Source organism: Streptomyces sp. NPDC049887, assembly GCF_040656535.1.
Taxonomy (GTDB): Bacteria; Actinomycetota; Actinomycetes; order Streptomycetales; family Streptomycetaceae; genus Streptomyces.
Genome location: NZ_JBFAMM010000037.1, coordinates 13,283 through 34,737, shown reverse-complemented (window position 1 = coordinate 34,737; position 21,455 = coordinate 13,283). Strand labels below are relative to the sequence as shown.

Annotated in this window: 17 protein-coding genes; 4 read left to right on the top strand and 13 right to left on the bottom strand. The window is 73.7% G+C overall.

The annotated features are described in order from the left end of the window. Positions 1 to 6: 6 nt before the first annotated feature. On the top strand, positions 7 to 1,248 hold the full coding sequence (locus AB0J10_RS30760; RefSeq protein ID WP_363066216.1) for a styrene monooxygenase/indole monooxygenase family protein: 1,242 nt from the start codon (positions 7 to 9) through the stop codon (positions 1,246 to 1,248). A 268-nt stretch (positions 1,249 to 1,516) separates the two neighbouring features. On the opposite strand, the gene AB0J10_RS30755 is transcribed toward AB0J10_RS30760, so the two are convergent. From AB0J10_RS30755 to AB0J10_RS30735, 5 genes are all read right to left on the bottom strand, one after another. Then, on the bottom strand, positions 1,517 to 2,128 hold the full coding sequence (locus tag AB0J10_RS30755; protein WP_363066214.1) for a hypothetical protein: 612 nt from the start codon (positions 2,126 to 2,128) through the stop codon (positions 1,517 to 1,519). A 526-nt stretch (positions 2,129 to 2,654) separates the two neighbouring features. Beyond that, the gene (locus AB0J10_RS30750; protein ID WP_363066212.1) at positions 2,655 to 5,384 is read right to left on the bottom strand and encodes a PQQ-binding-like beta-propeller repeat protein; all 2,730 of its coding nucleotides are present in this window, start codon (positions 5,382 to 5,384) and stop codon (positions 2,655 to 2,657) included. A 39-nt stretch (positions 5,385 to 5,423) separates the two neighbouring features. Then, positions 5,424 to 5,699, bottom strand: a complete 276-nt coding sequence (locus AB0J10_RS30745; RefSeq protein WP_363066210.1) for a hypothetical protein — start codon at positions 5,697 to 5,699, stop codon at positions 5,424 to 5,426. A gap of 285 nt (positions 5,700 to 5,984) precedes the next feature. After that, the gene (locus AB0J10_RS30740) at positions 5,985 to 6,713 is read right to left on the bottom strand and encodes a helix-turn-helix domain-containing protein (RefSeq protein WP_363066208.1); all 729 of its coding nucleotides are present in this window, start codon (positions 6,711 to 6,713) and stop codon (positions 5,985 to 5,987) included. A gap of 171 nt (positions 6,714 to 6,884) precedes the next feature. Then, positions 6,885 to 7,820 carry a diiron oxygenase gene (locus tag AB0J10_RS30735; protein ID WP_363066206.1) on the bottom strand — a complete coding sequence of 312 codons (936 nt, stop codon included), beginning with the start codon at positions 7,818 to 7,820 and terminating at the stop codon, positions 6,885 to 6,887. A gap of 129 nt (positions 7,821 to 7,949) precedes the next feature. Between AB0J10_RS30735 and AB0J10_RS30730 the strand changes: the two genes are divergently transcribed. Both AB0J10_RS30730 and AB0J10_RS30725 read left to right on the top strand, forming a co-directional pair. After that, a complete protein-coding gene (locus tag AB0J10_RS30730; RefSeq protein WP_363066204.1) occupies positions 7,950 to 9,053 on the top strand; it encodes a ferritin-like domain-containing protein in 1,104 nt (367 codons plus the stop codon). Between the two features lie 108 nt (positions 9,054 to 9,161). Beyond that, entirely contained in the window at positions 9,162 to 9,770 is a 609-nt protein-coding gene (locus AB0J10_RS30725; protein ID WP_363066202.1) for a Uma2 family endonuclease, read from the top strand. A 37-nt stretch (positions 9,771 to 9,807) separates the two neighbouring features. Here the strand turns inward: AB0J10_RS30725 and AB0J10_RS30720 are convergent, their stop codons facing one another. The 8 genes from AB0J10_RS30720 to ligD form a co-directional block, all read right to left on the bottom strand. Continuing rightward, positions 9,808 to 11,274, bottom strand: a complete 1,467-nt coding sequence (locus tag AB0J10_RS30720; protein ID WP_363066200.1) for a penicillin-binding transpeptidase domain-containing protein — start codon at positions 11,272 to 11,274, stop codon at positions 9,808 to 9,810. Beyond that, positions 11,271 to 12,767, bottom strand: a complete 1,497-nt coding sequence (locus tag AB0J10_RS30715; protein WP_363066198.1) for an FtsW/RodA/SpoVE family cell cycle protein — start codon at positions 12,765 to 12,767, stop codon at positions 11,271 to 11,273. Before AB0J10_RS30715 ends, AB0J10_RS30720 begins: the two co-directional genes overlap by 4 nt. Before the next feature lie 26 nt (positions 12,768 to 12,793). Next, positions 12,794 to 14,221 carry a HAMP domain-containing sensor histidine kinase gene (locus tag AB0J10_RS30710; RefSeq protein WP_363066196.1) on the bottom strand — a complete coding sequence of 476 codons (1,428 nt, stop codon included), beginning with the start codon at positions 14,219 to 14,221 and terminating at the stop codon, positions 12,794 to 12,796. Next, on the bottom strand, positions 14,218 to 14,922 hold the full coding sequence (locus tag AB0J10_RS30705; RefSeq protein WP_363066194.1) for a hypothetical protein: 705 nt from the start codon (positions 14,920 to 14,922) through the stop codon (positions 14,218 to 14,220). The genes AB0J10_RS30710 and AB0J10_RS30705 overlap by 4 nt, the downstream gene beginning before the upstream one ends. Before the next feature lie 363 nt (positions 14,923 to 15,285). Then, positions 15,286 to 17,310 carry a HEAT repeat domain-containing protein gene (locus AB0J10_RS30700; protein WP_363066192.1) on the bottom strand — a complete coding sequence of 675 codons (2,025 nt, stop codon included), beginning with the start codon at positions 17,308 to 17,310 and terminating at the stop codon, positions 15,286 to 15,288. 432 nt (positions 17,311 to 17,742) lie between these two features. Then, a complete protein-coding gene (locus AB0J10_RS30695; protein ID WP_363066190.1) occupies positions 17,743 to 18,174 on the bottom strand; it encodes a nuclear transport factor 2 family protein in 432 nt (143 codons plus the stop codon). 76 nt (positions 18,175 to 18,250) lie between these two features. Then, positions 18,251 to 19,150 (bottom strand): ATP-dependent DNA ligase, encoded by a 900-nt coding sequence (locus tag AB0J10_RS30690; protein WP_363066242.1) that lies wholly within the window; start codon positions 19,148 to 19,150, stop codon positions 18,251 to 18,253. Between the two features lie 29 nt (positions 19,151 to 19,179). Next, the gene (gene ligD, locus AB0J10_RS30685) at positions 19,180 to 20,064 is read right to left on the bottom strand and encodes a non-homologous end-joining DNA ligase (protein ID WP_363066188.1); all 885 of its coding nucleotides are present in this window, start codon (positions 20,062 to 20,064) and stop codon (positions 19,180 to 19,182) included. Positions 20,065 to 20,113: 49 nt separating this feature from the next. On the opposite strand from ligD, the gene AB0J10_RS30680 reads away from it, so the two are divergent. Next, positions 20,114 to 21,139, top strand: a complete 1,026-nt coding sequence (locus AB0J10_RS30680; protein WP_363066186.1) for a Ku protein — start codon at positions 20,114 to 20,116, stop codon at positions 21,137 to 21,139. The last annotated feature ends 316 nt before the right edge of the window (positions 21,140 to 21,455 follow it).

Below are 21,455 nucleotides of genomic sequence, written 5' to 3'. Positions count from 1 at the left end.
CGCGCCATGCGGAAGATCCTCATAGTCGGCGCCGGTCAGTCCGGACTCCAGCTCGCCCTCGGCCTCCAGTCCCAGGGCTACGAAGTGACCCTGATGTCCAACCGCACGGCGGACGAGATCCGGTCCGGCCGGGTCATGTCCACGCAGTGCATGTTCCACACCGCGCTCCAGCACGAGCGCGATCTGCAGATCAACTTCTGGGAGTCGCAGGCCCCGCGGATCGAGGGTCTCGGAGTCTCCGTGGCCGGTCCCGAGTCCCAGCGGCTGATCGACTGGGTCGGCAAGCTCGACGGCTACGCCCAGTCCGTCGACCAGCGGCTGAAGATGGCCGGCTGGATGGAGACCTTCGCCCAGCGCGGCGGCCAGCTCGTGATCCACGGCGCGGCCGTCTCCGACCTCGACTACTTCGCCCGCACCTACGACCTGGTGCTCGTCTCGGCGGGCAAGGGCGAACTCGTCTCCATGTTCGGCCGCGACGCCTCGCGCTCCCCGTACAGCGAGCCCCAGCGCGCCCTGGCCGTCTCCTACGTCCACGGTCTCGGACCGCGCCCCGAGCACCCCGAGTTCGACGCGGTCCGCTGCAACCTGGTCCCGGGTGTGGGCGAGCTGTTCATCATGCCGACACTGACCCTCTCAGGACGGGCCGACATCCTGTTCTGGGAAGGCATCCCCGGCGGCCCGCTCGATGTCTTCCAGGGCGTGAAGGACCCCGCCGAGCACCTCTCCCTCACGCTGGAGCTGATGGAGAAGTACACGCCGTGGGAGTACGCCCGCGCGACGAAGGTGGAACTGACGGACGCCAACGGCACGCTGGCCGGCCGCTACGCCCCGACGGTGCGCAACCCGATCGGCCGGCTGCCCGGCGGCGGCCTGGTGCTCGGCGTCGCGGACGTCGTCGTCGCGAACGACCCGATCACCGGCCAGGGCTCCAACTCGGCCTCGAAGTGCGCCGCTTCCTACCTCGACTCGATCGTGGAGCGCGGCGACGAGCCGTTCGACGAGGACTGGATGCGGACGACGTTCGACCGCTACTGGGAGACGGCTCAGCACGTCACCAAGTGGACCAACGCGATGCTGGGCGTCCCGCCGGAGCACGTACTCGACCTGATCGGCGCGGCGGGGCAGCTCCAGCCGGTCGCCGACCGCTTCGCGAACGGCTTCAACGACCCGTCGGACTTCGAGAACTTCTTCTTCGACCCGGAGAAGACCTCGGCGTACCTGGCCTCGGTCGGCGGCGCGACGGCCTGATGCCCGACGGCTCCGCCCCGGTCCCGGACACCCGGGACCGGGGCGGAGCCCGTCCGCGGGCCACCATGGCCTCCCGGCGGTTCTCCGGAGCCGGTGGCGCTCCGGCCGTGAGGGCCGGAGCGCCCGGTTCGGCGCCGGCCGGGTCGGGCCGGTGCCCGGTCCGCCGCGGCCCGTGTCCGTCTCTCGGCGGTTCCCCGCGAGCACGCCCCGCACGGCGGAGCCGGTGCCGACGGATCGGCCGGCCACCAGGTGCGGACTCCGTGGTGGGCTAAGGCGTTCCGCTGTAGGGCCGGGACGCGCTCGGTGAACCGGGCGGCGCCGCAGTGACCGGCGCGGGCGTCGTTGCCGGGCGGTCCGGTGCAGCCAGGACGGAGAGTTCCTCCGGCGAGAGCGAGGCCAGCACCTCCTCCACGTCGTTCAGGCGGTCCCGCAGCGCGTCCCGTTGTGCGCGCTGCCGCTCGGCTAGGGCGCGATGCTCGTCGAAGGCCCGTCGGGAGGCCGCAGCCAGGGTGTCCGCCCGGCGCGCTCGCCTCTCCAGCCGCGCGATCGTCGCGCGACTGCCGTCCGCCGCGCGCGACAGGAGACGGCCCTGCTCCAGGGCGCTCCGGGGGTCGCGGGCGAGCAGGAGCCGGAGGTACGGGGACAGTTCCGTCCTGCCCTGGTACTGGCGGCGTGCCAGCCTCCCCGCCTCGTCCCGGCTGCGGGCGAGGGCGCCGCGCGCATCGGCCAGGGCGGTGCTGAGCCGTCTGGTCTCGGCGGCCTGTTCGACGAGCATGTCCCTGGAGGCGCTGTACGCCTCGCTCGCCTCCGCCGCCTGCCGGAAGAGACCCTGCAGCCGGGTGAGGGCCTGGGAGACCCTTGCGGGTACCGCACCGACCACCGGCCCGATCGCCGGCCTCCCCGGTGCCGATGCGGGCTCTCCGGGTACCGCGGCCGGTCCTCCAGGTGCCCGGGCGGGGTTCCCTGGTGCCCCTGGCAGGGGTGCGGTGCCGCCGGGCTGCGTGCCTTCGTCGTCCTGACCCGTGTCCCGTGCCGCACCCGGTCCCGCGGACGGCCCCGGTGCGGACGGCCTCCAGGACGGCTCCGGTACGGCGGCGGGTGCCGCGGCCGCACCTCCCGGGAACGCTTCCCCGGCGGCCGTCGGTCCGGCGGCCGCCGGACCGGGTGGGGCCGGCCCGAGTCCCGTGGCACCGAGCGCCGCCACCGCGACCAGTGCCGTCACGCGGAGAGCTCGCAGCGTGCTGTCTGACACCTCATCACCTCCGGTTGTCCACGGACTCCTCGGCGATGATGCGGCGCGGCCGGTACAAGGGCCGCCCGAGTGGCCGGACCGGACCAACACCGTCACCCGCTGCGGGCGGTCCCGTCCGCAGCGCGGCGTGTCGGCTGGCCGCCCCGCCCGGTCCTCAACGACCGAGGGGCAGTCCGTAGAAGGCCCGGTCGCGCCACACGACGGCGGTGCCACCGGCCACCACCCCCTGGTAGTCGGTCACCGGATCAGCGCCGCCCGCGTCCTGGAACTTCCACAACCGGGTGCCGTCGGTCGTGGAGAACGCCGTGACCTGCGTGGACTCCAGCACCAGCGCGGTACGCCCGCCCGCGGACAGCAGCACACGCGGCCGGGCGCCCCCGCCGCCGGCCTCCGTGGACCGCGTCCACCGCGTGGCGCCGGACGCCGCGTCGAGTGCGAACAGCCGGTGCCCGACCGTCGGGACGAAGAGGGTGCCGTCGTGGGCGTTCCCCTCGCCCGCCGCGCCGGCGGCCCGCCACAGTTGCCTGCCGCTGAGGGTGTCGTAGGCGTGCAGATCCGGCCCCACCAGTGCGAACAGCCGGCCCGCGGGGTCGCCGAACACGGGTGCGTTCTGGGGGACGGTGCCGAAGTACCTGCCCCACAGGCGCTTGCCGGCGGTTCTGTCGTAGAGGGCGAACAGCCCGCGCCCCTTGTTCGCCTTCTGCTGCTGCGGGGTGAGCGAGCCGGCGTCCTGCCGGACGAGGAGCCCGTCGGGACGGACCGCGACGCCCTGGTACCGGGGTACGGCGTTCCGGCCGCGGCCGTTCGGGACCTGGGCCCGCCACAGCTCCTTCCGGGCGACGGCGTCGTAGGCGACGAGGAACGTCCCGGCGCCCGCCGTGCCCGTGAACCAGACCACCGGTCCCTCGGTGGCCGTCACTGTGCTGACGTGGGCGGGCGCCGCGATCCGATGGCGGACCGTGCCGTCCTGCGGCGACAGCCAGAGGAAGTGCGTCGCACCGACGACGAAGAGGCCGTCGCCCGCGACCACGGGCCGGTGTCCCGCGCTCGCGGCGGCGGGCTGGGTCCACAACCGGCGGCCCGTGCGCAGATCCACACCCGTGCAGCCCTTGCCGTCGGACACGACCAGCACCCGGTCGCGCCAGGCGGTGACCTGTGCCGAGCCGGCGCCCGCATGGCGGTACACCCACAGCGGCGTCGGCGGCACACCGGGCAGCGGTTTCGCCGCCGGCGCCGGCCCGGGCCGGGAGACCGGGGCCTTCTCGTCCCCGCCCGCGAGTGCCGCGCCGACGCCACCCCCGACCAGCAGCCCGACGGCGCCCGCGGCGGCTCCGAGAACCAGCGCCCGCCGCTCCGCGCCGGCCTTGGCCGCGAGCACCGACGCGGTGAGGGCGGACTTGGGAGCGTCGCCGCCGTCCGGCGTGGCAGGCGCCGTGTCCGGGAGCCGGAGCGCCCATCCGGCATGCGCCCCCGGTGCCGGAGGAGCCGGTGCAGGGAGAGCACTCCGCTCGGCGGCGACCGGCTCGATGCCGTGGGCCGATGGGGCATCCGGCACGGTGGTGGTCGCGGGACGGGGCTCGCCGACCGGCAAGGCACCCGGCGCGACCGAGCCCGCCCGGCCGGCCGCGGCATCCTCCGGGGCGCTCCGGCCACGGGGGACGGCCGGCGCCGCCGTCACGCTGCCGACGCGGCGCACATCGGCGGGGGAGAGGGTCGGGTTGTTCCGGCCGCGGTCGTCTTCGGGCCCCGCGCCCGGGGAGTCCTGCGAGTCAGGGCTGGCGCCGGTCGCGTCGCCGGACGGGGCGGCGGGCAGCGCGCGGCCGCTCCCGCCCGCGTCCGGCTCGGGAGGCGCGGCGCCGGTGGTGCCGTGGGGTGTCGTGGCGGACGCCCACTCGTTTGTGCCGGGGTCCCGCTGGGAAGCCCTCGTGCCCTCCGTGTCGCCGGGCGGCACCGCGTGCTCGACGGCTGTGTCCGGCTCGGGAGGCGCGGCGCCGCCCCGGGCGAGCCGGTTCACCGCCTCGGCCTGACCGGCCAGGGCCGTGAGCACCGGCTCCGGCAGCCAGCCCTCCTTCGCCTGCGCGGCCGCGCCCTCCGGGGCGAGCGTCGCCGCGGCGCTGTCCGCGGTCGGCCGGTCGGCGGGGGACTTGGCGAGGCAGGACGCCACCACGTCGCGCAACCCTTCGGGAACGCCGCCCAGTTCGGGTGCCGCGTCGGCGATGGCCCGGCCGTCCGGGAACGGCGTGGTCCCGGTGGTGGCGTAGGCGAGGAGGAGGCCGAGGACGAAGATGTCGGAGGCCGTGCCGGGCGGCTCGCCGGCGAGTTGCTCGGGGGTGAGGTAGCCCAGCCGTACGGACAGCCCGCCGCCGGGGGCCGGCTCCGCGTGCGCGGCCGCGCCCAGGGCTCCGAAGGCCGACAGCCGGGGCCCGTCGGAGGCCAGCAGGACGGTCTCCGGGGTGAGACCGTGCAGCACCGCGCCCGTCGCGTGGACGCGGGACAGGGTCTCGGCGAGCGCCGCGCCCAGCGTCCGTACGGCACGCTCCGGGAGCGGCCCGGCGAGGACGATCGCCTCGTCGAGTGTCACTGCGGGCTCGTACGCGTATGCGGTCCACAGCTCGGCGTCCGTGGACGCGTCGAGGGGGGCGGTGACCCATCCTCCCGCCAGGCGCTCCGCCGTGCGCGCCTCCGCCGAGAATCGCGAGCGGAACACCGGCAGCGCGGCGAGCTCCGGGCGGGCGAGGGAGAGGACCACCGGTTCACCGCCTGCCGTCTCGTCGCGCCCCAGGTACTGGACGGCGATCGCGGTCGTGCGGCACCGCGCCAGCGTCGTGTACGGGCCGATTCGGCGTGGATCCCCGTCCTGCAGCGCCTCCCGCAGTGCCTCCATCGGCGAAGCTCCCCCCGTGGTCGTCGAACGCCGTTGATCCTATTCGGCCCGCTTCGGCTTCGACCAGGGCCAGTTGAGCCTGCGGCGCTCCCGCCCTTCCGGGGCGTACTCGTACTTCCAGCCGCGCGGCAGTCCGAGCCGCCTGGAGTGCCCGGCGGCGACCCGGCGGTAGGCGTGCACGGTGCGCGGGCCGCCGTCCTCGTCCGGCACCGGTACCTCGTACCAGAGGGGTGGGTTGCCGGTGGGACCGACCAGGACGGGCAGGACCCGCCCGTCGAGCGGGCCGCCGACGAAGGGGGTGTTCTCGCTTCTCACCCGTCCAGTCTCGCGCAGGGGCGACGTCCCGTCCCTTCCGGGGCGGGGCCCGGGCCCCGTGCCGGACCGGTCCCGGACCTGCGCCGGACGTGTCGGGAACCCGCGCAGGAGGGGTCGGGACACCAGTGCCGGGTGCACAGCCGCGCGACGCCCCGCCCGGCGCCTCACTGCGTTGCGGCCACCCGGGCAGCCCCTCAGGAGGGCGATCCTCCGCCACGCGACACCGGCTTCCGCGACGCTCCCGGCAACCCCCGCCTGGCCGGGACGACTGGAGCGGGCGGCCCGCTAGAGCAAATGACCCGCGCCGCCCGCGAGGGGCAGTACACGCCGGGCGAGCGTCCCCACCGGGCCGGACGGGGTCTCCAGGGCGAGCAGTTCCCGGACGACGCCCGCGGTCTCCTCGTCCGTGGCCGCGGTCGCCGCGAGCAGGGCGACGAGATGGTCGACGAGCCAGTCCCGGAGCTCCCCGGCGGACGGGCGCTTGTCCTCGTCCAGCCAGATCAGCGAGGCCGCCTCCACCGCGGCGATCCAGGTGCGCACCATCATGCGCACGCGCGCGCCGGGTTGCGGTACGCCGAGGTGGACCAGGATCTGCTCGGCGGCCGCGCGGCGCACCTCGTCCACGATCGCGCTGGTCCGGGACGTCTCGGCGACGCTCCCGCCGCGCATCAGCGCGCTGAACCCGGTGTCGTGCTCGTCGACGAAGTCGAGGTAGCGGTCCAGTACCCGGCCCAGCCGTTCGGTCGGCGGCCCGGTGGGCGGTTCCGCGAAGCACAGCACGAGCGCGTCGGCGGAGCTGCGCAGCGCGGCCTCGTACAACTGCTGCTTGCCGCCGGGGAAGTACCGGTACACGAGCGGCCGGGACACCCCGGCGGTCTCGGCCACGTCGTCGAGCGACACGTCCTCCGGCGCCCGGTGTGCGAACAGCGTGAGGGCGGCGCGGAGGAGCTGGCCGCGCCGCTCCTCCACACTCAGGCGCCGGTACGCGCGCGTCGCGGGAGCACTGGAGGTCATACGGGCAGCCTAACCGCCGGTTCCCGGAGCCGGGGTGCCGTCCGGACCGGTGGCCGGAGTCCGGACGGGTGTGGCCGGGGAGGGCCGCTTGCGCCGGACGGGCGTGCCGGTCCCGGGCGAGGGAGCGTGCGCCGGGGGCACAACCCGCCCCGCCCCGCTCCCCGGCCGCCCTCAGGCGAGGAGACCCGAGCTCTTCCACAGCCGGCGGCCCGGACCCCGGAGGACGCCGATGTCGTCGAGGAAGTCGGTGAGCCGCCTGGCGCCGGACTGCATCACCTCGCGGCGGTGTCCGCTCGCCTTCACCTGGGCGACGGCCTCGCGGCGGTCCAGGCCGACGTTCTCGTAGACCTCGGGGTTGATGAAGCACACGGAGAAGACCCGGGCCGCCTCGCCGCAGCTGAGCCGGGTGAACTCCTGCTCCCAGCGCGGCGCGGTCACCATCTGGCGGCGCAGTTCCTCACGCGCGTACCGCACGTGCCGCGCCTCCTCCACCACATGGATCCGCGTCACTCCGCGGACCAGGGTCTGGACGCGCTCGTCCGGGAAGGTCAGGCGCTGCATCCAGTCGAGGATCTCCTCGCCGAGCAGCGTGGCCGCGAAGGAGCCCGGGGTCGTGGAGACGGTCTTCAGGACGCGGGCGAGGTTGTGGTAGACCCGCGGTACCGGGTAGGCGGGGGCCCCGCCCTTCTGGATCATCTTCGCGAACATCATCGAGTGGCGGCACTCGTCCGCTATCTCGGTGAGGGCGTAGCGCACGTGATTGCTGGTCACGGGCTTGTCGTAGATGTGCCGCACCAGCAGTTGCATCAGGATGATCTCGAACCAGATGCCGAGCGAGGCGAGGGACGCCGCCTCGTGCCGGGCCAGGTCCATCCGCTGCTCCTCCGGCATCCGCCGCCACAGCGGGGTGTCGTAGAGGGACACCAGCTCCGGCGGCCAGAACCACTTGCCCTCCTCGATCGGGGCGTCCCAGTCGAGCTCCTCATCGGGGTCGAAGGAGTGCTTGGCCGAGGACTCGAGCAGGCGCGCGGCGACCTGTTCGCGGTCCCGCAGGGGCCCGAGGGCGTCGCGGAGGAGCGTGAGATCGCGTTCGGTCACAGTCGTCATGGCAATTATGAGACTGCGTGTCAGTAAGCCCGTCAATCCCCTGCGCGGGACTTGTTGACTGCTCGTCTACCAACGTGTGAGTCTGCCGACAGACCGTCAGTTCGTCAGTGCGAGGCGAGGGAGCCTTTCGTGTCGACGTATGACCACTACACCAGCCCGCCCCAGCAACCCGTCTGGTCCGTCCCGGCCACCGGTGCCGCCCGCTTCAGCTGGGAGTACGGCTCCGGCCGAGACCGACTGCTCGCCCTCTACCAGAAGGGCAAGGACAAGCAGTGGGACGGCGCCAAGCGCATCGACTGGGATCTCGAGGTCGACCCCTACGACCCCCTCGGCACCCCCGACGAGGCCCTCAGCCTCTACGGAACGCGCCACTGGGCCAGGATGACCGAGAAGGACAAGGGCGATCTGCGCCGGCACTACTCCTCCTGGCAGTTCAGCCAGTTCCTGCACGGCGAGCAGGGCGCGATGGTGTGCGCGGCGCGGATCGTCGAGTCCGTTCCCGACCTCGACGCCAAGTTCTACTCGGCCACGCAGGTCATGGACGAGGCCCGGCACGCCGAGATCTACGGCCGCTTCCTCCACGAGAAGATCGGGATGCTGTACCCGATCAACGACAACCTCCAGGGCCTGCTCGGCGACACCCTCCGCGACTCCCGCTGGGACATGCCGTACCTCGGCATGCAGGTGCTCATCGAGGGCCTGGCGCTCGCCGCGTTCGGCATGATCCGCGACACCACCGACAAGCCGCTTCCCCAGCAGATCCTCGCCTATGTGATGCAGGACGAGGCCCGGCACGTCGCCTTCGGGCGCATGGCTCTGCGCGACTACTACAAGCAGCTCACGGACGCGGAGCTGCGCGAGCGCGAGGAGTTCGTCATCGAGGGCTGCTACCTCATGCGGGACCGGATCCGCGGGCTGGAGGTCCTGGAGGACTTCGGCATCCCGCGCCGGGAGGCCGAGGAGTACACCGAGCAGTCCGAGTTCCTGCACCTCTTCCGCAAGCTGCTCTTCAGCCGGATCGTGCCCTGCGTCAAGGACATCGGTCTCTGGGGCGAACGGCTCCAGAAGGCGTACGTCGACATGGGCGTCTTCGAACTCGGCGACTCCAACCTCGATCTGCTGATGACCCAGGACGAGGAGCTCGCGGAGCGCCTGGACCGGGAGCGCTTCGCGGCGGAGGAGGCGGAGCGGGTGGCCGAGGTGGAGGGGGCGATCGCGGACGGGGCGGACTGAGCGCGGCCGCTCGTGCCACGGCCGTCGATCACCCGCTCGGACGATGCTCCGGGAAACCGCCTGGGCACGCCGGTCGTACCAGGCGGACTCCGCCGCATGGGAGCGATCATGAGCGCCGCACGCGAGTACGGGCTGGACGACCAGTACGAGTGGGCCCGCCCGCCGGCGGACGGCTGGACGGCGGACGACCTGGACAGGCTTCCCGACCTTCCTCCGCACACGGAGTTGATCGACGGGAGCCTCGTCTCCCTGAGTCCGCGGACCCGATTCCATTCGCGCGCCGTGCGTCTTCTGGAGAACGCGCTCATGGACCAGGCACCGGACCACCTGGAGGCCCTCCGGGAGATGACGATCAAACTGGACCGGCGGAACCGGCCGGAGCCGGATGTCCTCGTGGTTCCGGTCGAGGCGGACAGCGGTCCCGGCCAGACGTGGTTCACGCCCGAGGACGTCGTCCTCGCCGTCGAGGTCGGCTCGGCCGACTCGCTGGAGCGCGATCGTGAGGTCAAGCCCCGCAAGTACGCCCAGGCCCGCGTTCCGCATTCCTGGCGCGTCGAGCAGAGCGACGGACTGCCCGTGGTGTACGTGTACGAACTCGACCCGGCCACCGCGGCGTATGTGCCGGTCGACATCTTCTACCAGACACTCAAGGTCGATCGTCCTTTTCCCATCGAGATCGACCTGACCGCGATCAACCAACGGGGGCCCCGCGCCTGAGCGGCCCCGCACCGGTCAGGGCCGCCGGGCCCGTCGCTCAGGGCTTCGCCGCCTTCAGCGCCTCGACCATCACCGCCCGCGCGATCGGTGCCGCGTCGCCGCCGCCGCTGATCTCGCCGCCCGCGGCCTCCGGGTCCTCGACGACCACCGCGACCGCCACGGCGGGCCGCGGCGCGTCAGGGTGCTGCGCCCAGGCGATGAACCAGGCGTACGGCGTACCCGCGTTGCCGACGCCGTGCTGCGCCGTGCCGGTCTTGCCGCCCACGGTCACCCCGTCGATGAGGGCCCGGGTCCCCGTGCCCCGCTCCGCCGCCTCGACCATCATCCGCCGCAGTTCCAGCGCGGTCGCCGGGAACATCGCGCGACGGTAGGACCGGCGCGGTGTCTCCCTGACCGTGTCCCCGTCCCAGGTGGTCGTGCGCTCCACCAGGTACGGGTGGGCCAGTTCGCCGCCGTTGGCGACGGCCGCGGCCACCAGCGCCATCTGCAGGGGTGTGGCCGTGGTGTCGAACTGGCCGATGGACGAGAGCGCCAGCTGGTCGACGCTCATGCGGCGGTCGAAGTTGGACGCCGCCACGCCGGACGGGATCCGCAGCGAATCGTCGTTGAAGCCGAAGCGGCCCGCCGCCTCCAGCATCCCCTTCAGCCCCACCTTCGCGCCCAGGTTGGCCATCACCGTGTTGCACGACCACTTGATCGCGTACACCAGGGACGCCTTGCGGCAGCCCGGCACTGGGTTGGGCAGCGTCGTCCTGGTGCCGGGGATGACGAACGGGTCGGGTGTGTCCGTGGGGGCGTCCGAGTCCGTGACCACCCGCGCCTCCAGCGCCGCCGCGGCCGTCACGATCTTGAACGTGGAGCCGGGCGGATACGTCTGCCGGATGGCCCGGTTGAGCATCGGATGGCTCTCCGCCCCGTTGAGCCGCCGCCACGCCGCGGTGACCTCGGCGCTGTTGCCGGACAGCAGCCCGGGGTCGTACGAGGGGCTGCTGACCAGCGCCAGGATCCTCCCCGTCGACGGCTCGATCGCCGCGACCGCCCCGCGCCTGCCGTCGAGCCCCCGGTACGCGGCCTGCTGCATGGTGGGACGGATGGTGGTGAGGACCTTGCCACCGGGCCGCTCGGAGCGGGTGAACTCGTTCCAGAACGGCAGCGGGGCCAGCATCGGGTCGGTGCCGGACAGCACCCCGTCCTCCGCGTGCTCGAGCAGGGTAGTGCCGTACGTCTGCGAGGAGTAGCCGGTGACCGGCGCGTACAGGGGGCCGTCCAGATAGGTGCGTTCGTAGCGCAGTTGCTCGCCGGTGTCCTTCGAACCCGTGACCGGCCGGCCGCCGACGACGATGTTCCCGCGCGGTTCGTCGTAGCGCGCGATGGCCGGGCGGCGGTTCGCGGGGCTGCCGTTGAGGCCGTCGGCCTGCAGCACCTGGACGCGCACGGCGTTCACGAACAGCGCGGCGAGCAGGAACAGGCTCAGCGCCGCCGCGCGCCGGATGTACCGCGTCATCGCGCGCCCTCCGCGGCAGGTTCCGGCGGATCCGTCCGTGCCGTCGCCTCCGCCGCCCCCGCCGCCTCCGCCTCTGTTCCTGCCGAACACTCCGGCCCAGGCGGCCCCGGCGGACCCGCCGGGGCCGCGGTGGCTGCGATCACCCCGGCCTCCACCGGCTCCGGGTGCGGCTCACGGGCCGAGTCGCTCAGCCGGATCAGCAGCGCCACGATCATCCAGTTGGTGACGACGGACGAACCTCCCTGTGCCAGGAACGGCATGGCCATACCGGTCAGCGGGATGAGGCCCGTCACCCCGCCCGCGATGACGAAGACCTGTACGGCGACGATCGCGGCGAGGCCCACGGCGAGGAGTTTGCCGAAGGGGTCGCGCAGGTCGAGCCCGGCGCGGTAGCCCCGCGCCACCAGCAGCGTGTAGAGCAGGAAGAGGGCCGTCAGCCCGGCCAGCCCCAGTTCCTCGCCGGCCGTCGCCAGGATGAAGTCGGACTTGGCGGCGAAGCCGATCAGGATCGAGTGCCCCGCGCCGAGACCGGTGCCCAGGACCCCTCCCGAGGCGAAGGCGAACAGCGACTGGGCGAGCTGACTCGGCCCGTCGCCCGCCGCGATGGACGCGTACGGATCGATCCAGGACTCGACCCGGCTGTGCACGTGCGGCTCCAGGGTGCCGACGGCGAACGCCCCGACGCCCGCGAGCAGCAGCCCCACCACGATCCAGCCGGTCCGGCCGGTGGCGACGTAGAGCATGACCACGAAGAGCCCGAAGAACAGCAGCGAGGTGCCGAGGTCGCGCTCCAGCACCAGTACGACCACACTGATCAACCAGATGGCCACGACCGGACCGAGCACCCGGCCGGCGGGCAGTCGCACGGGCCCGATCCGGCGGCCCGTGTGGGCGAGTGCATGGCGGTTCGCGGCCAGGTACGCCGCGAAGAACACCGCCAGCAGGATCTTGGCGAACTCGCCCGGCTGGAACGAGAGACCTTCGATCCGGATCCAGATCCGGGCGCCGTTCACCGCGGGGAAGAGAATCGGCACGATCATCAGGGCGAGCGCGGTGACGACGGAGAGGTACGCGTAGCGCTGCAGCACGCGGTGGTCCCGCAGCAGTACGACGACCGCGATGAACAGCGCGACGCCCAGGGTGGACCAGATCAGCTGGGCCGGGGCGGCGCGGTCGGCCGGGGTCTCCAGGTCGAGGCGGTAGATGAGGACGAGTCCGACCCCGTTGAGCAGGACCGCGATCGGCAGCAGCAGCGGGTCCGCGTAGGGCGCCCGCAGTCGCACGGCGAGGTGGGCGAGCAGCGCGAGCAGACCGAGCCCCGCACCGTAGGCGAGGGCGTCCGGCGGAACGGCTCCGCTCCTGGCCAGGCCCACCTCGGCGTAGCCGTGGACGGAGATGAGGACGGCGCACACGAGGAGCGAGAGCTCGACGCCCCGCCGTCGCGCCGGACGGGGTCGTTCGGGCGGGGGAGCCTCCGCTGCCGTTGCGGTCATGCGACGCAACGTAGCAAGCAGGGGTCTTATGTCCGCTTATCCATGGACTTCGAGTGCTGCATGTCGATGCCCGGGGCGGCGTCCGTGCCGGGCACCGCCGGGGATTCGCCGTCCGTGTCGGGCGCGGCCCGCGACCCGGCGTCCGGATGGCCGGCCAGATGCACGTACTCGGGCAGCGTCAGCCGGGCGAGCGCCCCGCCCCCCGGAGCGTTCAGGAACTCCAGCCGCGCCCCCGTCACCGCCGCCTGCCCCACCGCGATCGTCAGACCGAGACCGTGGCCCTTGCCGCCCGACTCGGTACGGAACCGCTGCGGCCCGTGCTCCAGCAGGTACTCCGGATATCCCGTGCCGTGGTCCCGGACCGACACCACCGGCCCGTCCACGGTCACCACCACCGGTCCCGCGCCGTGCTTGTGGGCGTTGGTGATCAGGTTGCCGAGCACCCGTTCCAGCCGCCGCTTGTCCGTCTCGACTCTCGCGCCGCGGACGACCAGCAGATCCGTCTCCGAGCCGGTGGAGCGCGCCATCCGCACCACCCGCTCGGTCAGCGGCGCCAGTTCGTGGATGTCGAGGTCGACCTTCTCCCGGCCGGCGTCGAGCCGCGATATCTCCAGCAGGTCCTCCGTCAGCGCCCGCATCCTGCGCACCCGGTCCTGCACCAGCTCCGACGGGCGCCCAGGCGGCAGCAGCTCGGCCGCGGCGGACAGGCCGGTCAGGGGGGTGCGCAGCTCGTGTGCCACGTCGGCGGTGAAGCGCTGTTCGCTCAGCAGCTTGCCCTGGAGGGTGGATGCCATGGCGTCCAGCGCGCCGGAGACCGTGGCCACCTCGTCCTCGCAGCGCGCGGGGTCCCTCGTACGGGGGTCGTTGACGCGCGCGTCGAGATCACCCGTGCTGATCCGCCGCGCCACCTGTGCGGTCAGATGCAGCCGGCGGGTCACCCGGGTCACCGAGAAGGCTCCCGCCAGCAGTGTCACGCCGATGGCCAGCGCGGAGGAGCCGACGATGGCCCGGTCGAGGCCCATGATGGTCTGGGCGCTCAGCGTGTAGTCGATCCGCACCGCCAGGGCACGGCCGTCCGCCGGGCCCGCGGCCCACATCGTCGGCCGGCCGTCGACGTTCGAGACCACGGTGCCGCGCTGCCCGCGCAGCGCCAGCGCCCGCAGTCCGGACGGCAGTCCCTGCGGGTCGAGGGCGCCGTACCGCCCCATCGGCTCGCCCGCCTCGTACGCCTCGGTCACGTCCTCCAGCCTCGACAGCGCCTTCTCGCGCGCCTGGTCGACGGTCTGGCGGGTCACCGACACATGCACCAGCGCACCGAGCAGAGCCGCCAGCGCGCAGCACATCACCGTGATGAAGACTGCGGCCTTCCAGGTGAGCGTGGCGGTCCAGGCGGGCCTGCGCAGCCTCGGGCGGCGCCGCGGCCGTCCGCGGCGGACCGGCGTGGTGTCGGTCATCGTGCGTCCGCCGACGACTCGGTCGCGGGCCGGGGCGGCTTGATCCGGACGATCTCGTCGCGCGCGGGGAGCATCGCCCGCTGCTGCTCGTCCCAGGACCATGCCGTGCGGTACTCGTAGCCGGGAATGCCCGCGGACACGGCCCGCAGGATCAGGTCCCGGCCGGCGAGCTCGACGCCGACGATCGCCTCCGCGTCGGACATGATGCGCGTCAGCCCGCCCTTCTCCGGCATGTACACCCGGATCGCCGTCTGCTGCTCGGGCATCGAGATGCCGACGATCAGCTCGTCCTTCCCGTCGCCGGTGAGATCGCGGTAGTACGGCTTCAGCACCGGGCACTTCGACGGCTTCGTCCGGCACTCGCGGATCTGCCGAGCCGTCTGCTCGTAGAGCCCCTCGGGGCCGCTGACCCGGCCCGGGTGGGCGGCCACCTCCGCCTGGACGACGGCGATCGGGTCCACGGCGTGCACGTCACCGCCGGGAACGGCGATTCCGGGGACGTGTTCGGTGTCGCTCTCGCCGTAGTCGACCGGCGGTGCCGATATCTCCGGCAGTTCCGGCCACAGCCGCACCGGTCCGACGGCGGTCGGCGTCGCCCCGGCGCTCTCCAGTCCGCCCGCGTCGTCGCAGCCGGCGAGCAGCAGCGCGGTGGCTGCGGCGACGGCGGCGAGCGCGGGGCGGGGGGTGCGACGGCGTGGCAACAGGAGTCCTGGGAGAAGTCGGTTCGAATACGGCCGTCCCCCAGGGTACGGAAGTCCTTTTTGCGCCTTGCGGGTGGCCTCAGGTTGTTTTGGGGTGACGCGTCCGTCCGGGCCGGACGCTCCGGGCCCGCTCAGGACCTCCGAAACGCGCCCCAAGGCCCGCGACGCCGTACGCCGGACCTGCCGCGTGCCCGGCCCCGCCGTCCTTGCCGCAGGGGCCGGCCGCGATGGTCGGGAGCCCGCACCGCCCCCGGCGGCGGTCTCGATCACGGCTAACCCCACACGGGCCGGGACCTCGGCCGCGGGAGCTCCGCACAGACGTACGGCGCCAGGCACCACCGGCGGGGCTGCCGGGGCGCGGCGTCACGCGCGAGGGCGCAGCGCCGCGCGGCAGAGGGTGAGCAGGCGTTCGTCCTGCTCGATGTCGTGGCTCCCGGATCCCCCGTCCAGCACGTTGTGCCGCCGAGGCCGCGCGAGCTCCGCACGCAGCAGGGGCGCGGCCGGCCCCGCCGAGGGCCCCATCTCGGCGAGGCACTCGGCGATCTCGACCCGCCCGTAGCGGTTCTCCTCCCATGCGGTCCGCAGCACCGGCAGGGATTCCCGGGCCTCGCCGGTGACCCGCCACAGCGCGATCGCCGCGTCCATCCGGAGCCAGCGTTCCGGCGAGGCGAGCAGGGCCCTGAGCGCGGGCGCCGCGTCGGCCGCCGGGCGGCCGACCGCGCCGAGCGCCGCGGCGGCGGCGCGTCGCTCGTCCGGACCGTCCGCCGTGAGCAGCTCGCGGAGCACCGGCAGTACCGCGGCCGCGTCCCCCGTCGCCGCCCACAGCGCCCGCGCCGCGGCCGCGACGACGGACGACGACGGGGGCGAGGACGCGCCGCCGAGCAGTGCGCGGAGCTCCGGCGCGGCCGGAAGGGCGGCGGTCCCGAAGGCCGTGAGGGCCCGCAGTGCCGCCTCGGTCACCCACTCGCCGCCCCGCGCCGGCGCGCCGCGCAGCACCCGCAGCACCTCGGGCAGCGCCTCGGCCGCCCGCACACCGGCGAGTCCGGTCAGCAGTGGTGCCGCCCGGTCGTAGAGCTGCTCGTCCAGGGCCACCTCGCCGAGCCGTCGCCGCAGTACCGGCACGAGAGGCGCGGCCCGTGCGCCGAGGTACGGCACGGCGAACGCCGCGTCGCGCGGCGGATCCGGCTGTTCCAGTGCGCGGGCGAGCGCCGGGACGGCGCGCGCGTCACCGAGCCGGGCGAGGGCGACGAGGGCGCGGCGGTCCGCCGGCCGTTCCGCGCCGGTGGACCTCACCCGCTCCGCGAGCGCGTCGGCCGCGGGCAGCGCCAGCCCGAAGAGGCTCTCCAGGAGGCTGGCCGCCGCGCCGTGCAACAGCGGATCCGGGTCGTCGAGCTGCGCGCCGACGAGCCGTACCACTTCGTCGTACGGCCCGCGCCAGGCCCGGATCAGCCCGTGGCACATCCACACGGCGTCCGTGCGCTGGTCGGGATCGGCGCTGGTCAGCTGGCCGGTGAGCAGCGCGATCCGGTCGTCGACGCGGTCACCGAGCGCGGAGTGGAGCGTCCGCAGCAGGTCGTCCGCCCAGGGCGCGCCCGGCCCGCCGGCACCCCCCGCCGCCTCCGCCCCGGATCCGGCCCGCGCCCCGGCGCCGGAGCCTGCCGCGGCCTCGTCCGTGGCCCGCAGCAGCGCGGTCGCCGTCGACGCCACGTCGTCGGGCAGGAGGCCGGGCGCGCAGCGTGCCAGCTGGGTCAGCGCGGACAGCCGCAATCCGGGCGGCCGGCCCGGGGTGAGCAGTGTGGTCAGCCAGTTCACCGACTCGGCCCGCAGCGCCTCGTGGCGCAGCGCGATCCGCCCGACGGCCTCGACGAGCGCGAGCCGTACCTCGGTGTCCCGTTCCCCTTCCAGCCGGTCCCTCAGGAGGGCCAGCACCCGTGCCGGGTCGCCGTGGAGCATCGCGAGGGCGCACGGCGCCGCGAGCCGGACCCCGGCGTCCGGGTCGCCCAGCAGCCCGACGAAGACGTCGGCCCCCGCGGCCACCGCGGCGGCGGCCATCGCGTAGTTCGCCGCGTCCTCGAACTCCTCGTCCTCCGGGTCGAGTTCGTCGTCGTCGAGGTCGATGCCGCCGATGCTGGTCAGCAACTCCACGATGGCGCCGCGGTCCTGCACCTCGGGGCTGGCGACGAGTTCCAGGAGGAAGGGGATACAGGCCAGCGTGGAGTCGTACACGTCGCCCTGGTGGTGCACCGCGGTGTACATCCCGTCGAGCGCGGTCTCCCGCTCGGCCGGATCCGCGGAGGCGAGCGCCCTCAGCAGTCCCGGTACGTCGTCAGCCGGACCGTACGCATGCCCCATCGAGGCCCAGTCGACCTCGTCCATCCCCGTGAACACGCCGTTCCCTTCCGTGAGCCGGATGCCTGGGGAGAGTGTGCACCAGGACGGCGGTAACCCACCCCGCGCAAGTGAGCCGGATGAACACGTTCGTCGGACGGGCAGCGGGGAGGGTCGGACCCGCCGGGCATCGCCGGTCGACGGTGACCGGCGAGGTGAGCGGGCGGGTGGCCGGTGGAGTGGGGCGGGGCGCGGGTGGGTGTGGTGCCGGCGGGACGATCGGACCGCGCGTCACACCGAAGGGTGCGTACGGGCGTTCACGCCCCCTCGTCCTTCTGCCGGCAGCCCGGCGGGTGCCGAACTCCGGGGCGCGTGGGGCCCGCGGCCGCGCGCGGGTGAGAGGAGTGCGCCCCGTCCGCACCCGGCCGCACGAGCGCACCCCCAGCCGGTGATGCGGCTGCGGGTGCGGCCGTGCGGTGCGTGCGTGACGGCTCAGCGCAGGTTGTCACCCCAGCCGCTCTGCAGCATGGTCTGGAAGGCCCACCGTCCGTCCCGCTTGATCAGGACGTCCGCGTACCGCAGCTGCTGGGTCGTGCCCCCCGCGGTCATGGCGGAGTCGGTGAAGACGACCACCATCGCCGGGCCGAGGAAGACGGGCGTGCGCACCGACTCGAAGGCGATGTCCTCCGATCCGTCCCCCATGACCCGGGTCATGGTCCGGACGAACTGCTCGCGGTCCCACTGGGCGGAGGCACCGCTGCCCGAGGAGTCGTCGCTGACCAGATTGAGCGGGAAGACGGCCATGTCCGCCATCCGCTCGATGTCGCGACGTGCTGCCGCCGCGTCGTACTCGGTGAACCACGCCCGGATCGCGGCGAGTTCGTCGGGGGTCGGGAGATAACCGGTGTCGGGAAGCTGGGGCACACACGCTCCTTCGCGCAGGGACGACAGGCTAGTCAAGCTTGACTAGTGGATACGGTATCCCCGGTGGCGCCTTTAGTCAAACTTGATTAATGAGATCGTCCCGGAGCCGGTGGACCGTGACGACGGTGTGCCGGGTGGTGCCCCGCTCGACCTCGGCCACCAGCCCGGGCTCCACCGCGCGGTACGGCACCTCGCCGATACCGATCGCCGTCGCCGTTCGGGGCTCCCCCTCCCCTTGCTCCGCCGCACGCCCCGCGAGCAGTCGTCCCGCGTGGGAGCGCAGGGCCGGGGGCAGCGGGCTGGACACCACCGGGGTGTCGTCGTCGGGGAGCACCAGGACCAGTGCGGCCGGGCGGGCCGGGGGGCCGGTGAAGCCGGTCACCGCCGCGTCGTGCACCTCCGTGTGGCGGAGCTTGCGCCAGTCGCGGGCACCGGCCCGGTACGGCCGACCCAGGTGCTTCACCACCAGCCCTTCGATCCCCGCCGCCGGCAGCGTCTCGAACCAGGCCGCGGCGACCTCGGGGTCCGTGGTCATCGGCACCGGCTGGAGGGGTGGCCCGAGGGGGGCGAGCAGAGCGGTCAGCCGCTGCCTGCGCCGCTCGTAGGGAGCGGAGCGCAGATCCTCGCCGGCCTCCCCGAGGAGGTCGAACGCGGCGTAGGAGGCGGGCATCCGGCGGGCGAGTAGCCCGGCCCGCGCCGCGGTGGCGGCCGCCCGGCGCTGCACGGCGGCGAAGTCGATCCGGCCCCCGCTCCAGACGACCACCTCGCCGTCGAGGACGGTCCCGTCCGGCAGGGCGAGCGCGGCCGTCGCGAGATCGGGGAAGGCGGCGGTCACGATGCGTCCCGAGCGGGCCTGGAGCACGGCCGTGCCGTCGATCTTGAAGATCAGCATCCGGTGGCCGTCGAACTTCGGCTCGTACGCCAGCTCCTCACCGCGCGGCAGCGTGGCCACCGGCTCGGCGAGCGCGGGCTTCATCGGGGGCCGCAGTGCCCCCCGGGCGGCGGTCATGGCAGTGCGCCCGCCGCGGCGGGGTCGGCCAGGGGTGCGAGCAGGTCCCCGTACCGGTCGAGCCTCGCCGGGATGTCGCCCAGACGGAGGACCAGGTCGTCGGGCGACCCGCAGCCCTCGACCTCGTCCCAGGTGACGGGCGCGGACACGGTCGGCTCGGTGCGGGCGCGCAGGGTGTAGGGCGTGGCGGTGGTCTTGGCCGCGGCGTTCTGGCTGTGGTCGACGAAGACCTTGCCCGGCCGCAGGGCGCGCGCCATCCGGTGCACGACCAGTTCCCCGAGCTCCGCCTCCGCCTCCACGGCCAGGCCCTTGGCGTACGCGGAGACCTGGCCGGACGGGGTCGGCTCCAGCGGCACCAGAAGGTGCAGGCCCTTGGAGCCGGAGGTCTTGGCGTACGCGTCCAGGCCGTCGGCGGCCAGCCGTTCCCGCAGCCACAGCGCCACGTCGCAGCACTCCACGACGGTGGCGGGAGCCCCGGGGTCGAGGTCCAGGACCATCCGGTCGGCCCAGGCGGGCCGGTCCGCCTTCCACTGGGGCGTGTGGAACTCCACGACCAGGTTGGCCGCCCACATCAGGGACGGCAGGTCCCGGACGACGACCTGCTCGCCTGTATCGCGGGAGGAGCGCGGCACCTCGGTGACCTCCACCCAGTCGGGGGTGCCGGGTGGCGGGTTCTTGGTGAAGAACAACTGGCCGTCCGGGCCGTCGGGATAGCGGAGGAAGGACAGCGGCCGGTCCCGCAGATGAGTGAGGATCGCGTCCGCGATCGTGGCGTAGTAGTGCAGCACCTCGCCCTTGGTGGTCCCGGTGGCCGGATGGAGCACCTTCTCCAGATTGCTGAGGGCCAGACGCCGCCCCTCCACCTCGGTGATGGGCGTCATACGATGAGAATCCCATGAATCCCTATATGTCGGATGAAAGGGATGAAACGTGCGATCCATCTGGAACGGCGCGATCTCCTTCGGGCTGGTCAGCATTCCGATCAAGCTCGTGAACGCCACGGAGAGCCGCTCGGTCTCCTTCCGCCAGATCCACACCCAGGACGGCGGGCGCATCCGGTACCGCAAGGTCTGTGAGCTGGACGACCAGGAAGTGCCGCAGGCGGAGATCGGGAAGGCGTACGAGGACGCGGACGGGACGATGATCCCCATCACCGACGAGGACCTCGCCTCGCTGCCGCTGCCGACCACGAAGACGATCGACATCGTCGCCTTCGTCCCGGCCTCGGAGATCGATCCGCTCCAGATCGACGGCGCGTACTACCTCGCGGCGAACGGCGTGCCCGCGGCCAAGCCGTACACCCTGCTGCGGGAGGCCCTCAAACGGAGCAAGAAGGTCGGACTGGCAAAGTTCGCACTCCGGGGGAGGGAGCGGCTGGGCATGCTCCGGGTCGTCGACGACGTGATCGCGATGCACGGCCTGCTCTGGCCCGACGAGGTCCGCCGGCCGGAGGGGGTCGCGCCCGACACGGACGTCACGATCCGCGACGCGGAACTCGACCTGGCGGACGCGCTGATGGACACGCTCGGCGACGTCGACCTCGACTCGCTGCACGACGACTACCGGCAGGCGGTGGAGGAGCTGATCGCCGCGAAGGCGGAGGGCGTCGAACTGGAGCCCCAGCCCGCTCCGGCGGGCGGCGGCAAGGTCATCGACCTGATGGCCGCACTGGAGAGCAGCGTGCGCGCGGCGAAGGAGGCCCGCGGTGACGAGGCCGCGGAGGTCTCCGCGCCGGTCACGGAGCTGCAGCCGCGCAAGAAGGCCGCGTCGAAGCAGGCGGCGCCGAAGAAGGCCGCGGCGAAGGAGGCTGCGGCGAAGAAGACGGCGGCCGGTCCGGCGTCGAAGAAGACGGCGGCGAAGAGGACGGCCGCGGCCAAGTCGAGGACGGCGTCCTCGAAGTCCTCGGCCAAGAAGACGGCGGCGAAGAAGACCGCCGCCAGGAAGCGCGCGTCCTGAGAGCTCCGTCCCGGACGCTCGCGGCCGGACGCGGCCACCCGGGGCACGGCTTCGGGCCACGCGTGTCGGGGTCCGGCTCGTTCGGGTGGGGGAGAGCGGCACCCGGGCGCGGACACCGCCGGCGAAGGGGTCCCGGGCCCGCGCGCCCGTCGGCGCAGGGCGCACCGGCACGGACGGCCGGCCGAGCCACCTCCCGCGCCCGCCGCGCTCCCGCCCGGCGGTGCGCGGGCGGGGCCCCGCAACCCCCCAGCACGGCCGCGGCCCCCCCCCCCCGCGGGACCGACAGCACCATTACGGCGCACGCCATAAACCCCCA

Bases quoted from the DNA above. Each gene is read 5' to 3' on its own strand.
- AB0J10_RS30735 (WP_363066206.1), bottom strand. From the start codon at position 7,820: ATGACGACTGTGACCGAACGCGATCTCACGCTCCTCCGCGACGCCCTC.
- AB0J10_RS30750 (WP_363066212.1), bottom strand. From the start codon at position 5,384: ATGGAGGCACTGCGGGAGGCGCTGCAGGACGGGGATCCACGCCGAATC.
- AB0J10_RS30720 (WP_363066200.1), bottom strand. From the start codon at position 11,274: ATGACGCGGTACATCCGGCGCGCGGCGGCGCTGAGCCTGTTCCTGCTC.
- AB0J10_RS30715 (WP_363066198.1), bottom strand. From the start codon at position 12,767: ATGACCGCAACGGCAGCGGAGGCTCCCCCGCCCGAACGACCCCGTCCG.
- AB0J10_RS30725 (WP_363066202.1), top strand. From the start codon at position 9,162: ATGAGCGCCGCACGCGAGTACGGGCTGGACGACCAGTACGAGTGGGCC.
- AB0J10_RS30740 (WP_363066208.1), bottom strand. From the start codon at position 6,713: ATGACCTCCAGTGCTCCCGCGACGCGCGCGTACCGGCGCCTGAGTGTG.
- AB0J10_RS30710 (WP_363066196.1), bottom strand. From the start codon at position 14,221: ATGACCGACACCACGCCGGTCCGCCGCGGACGGCCGCGGCGCCGCCCG.
- AB0J10_RS30690 (WP_363066242.1), bottom strand. From the start codon at position 19,150: ATGAAGCCCGCGCTCGCCGAGCCGGTGGCCACGCTGCCGCGCGGTGAG.
- AB0J10_RS30760 (WP_363066216.1), top strand. From the start codon at position 7: ATGCGGAAGATCCTCATAGTCGGCGCCGGTCAGTCCGGACTCCAGCTC.
- ligD (WP_363066188.1), bottom strand. From the start codon at position 20,064: ATGACGCCCATCACCGAGGTGGAGGGGCGGCGTCTGGCCCTCAGCAAT.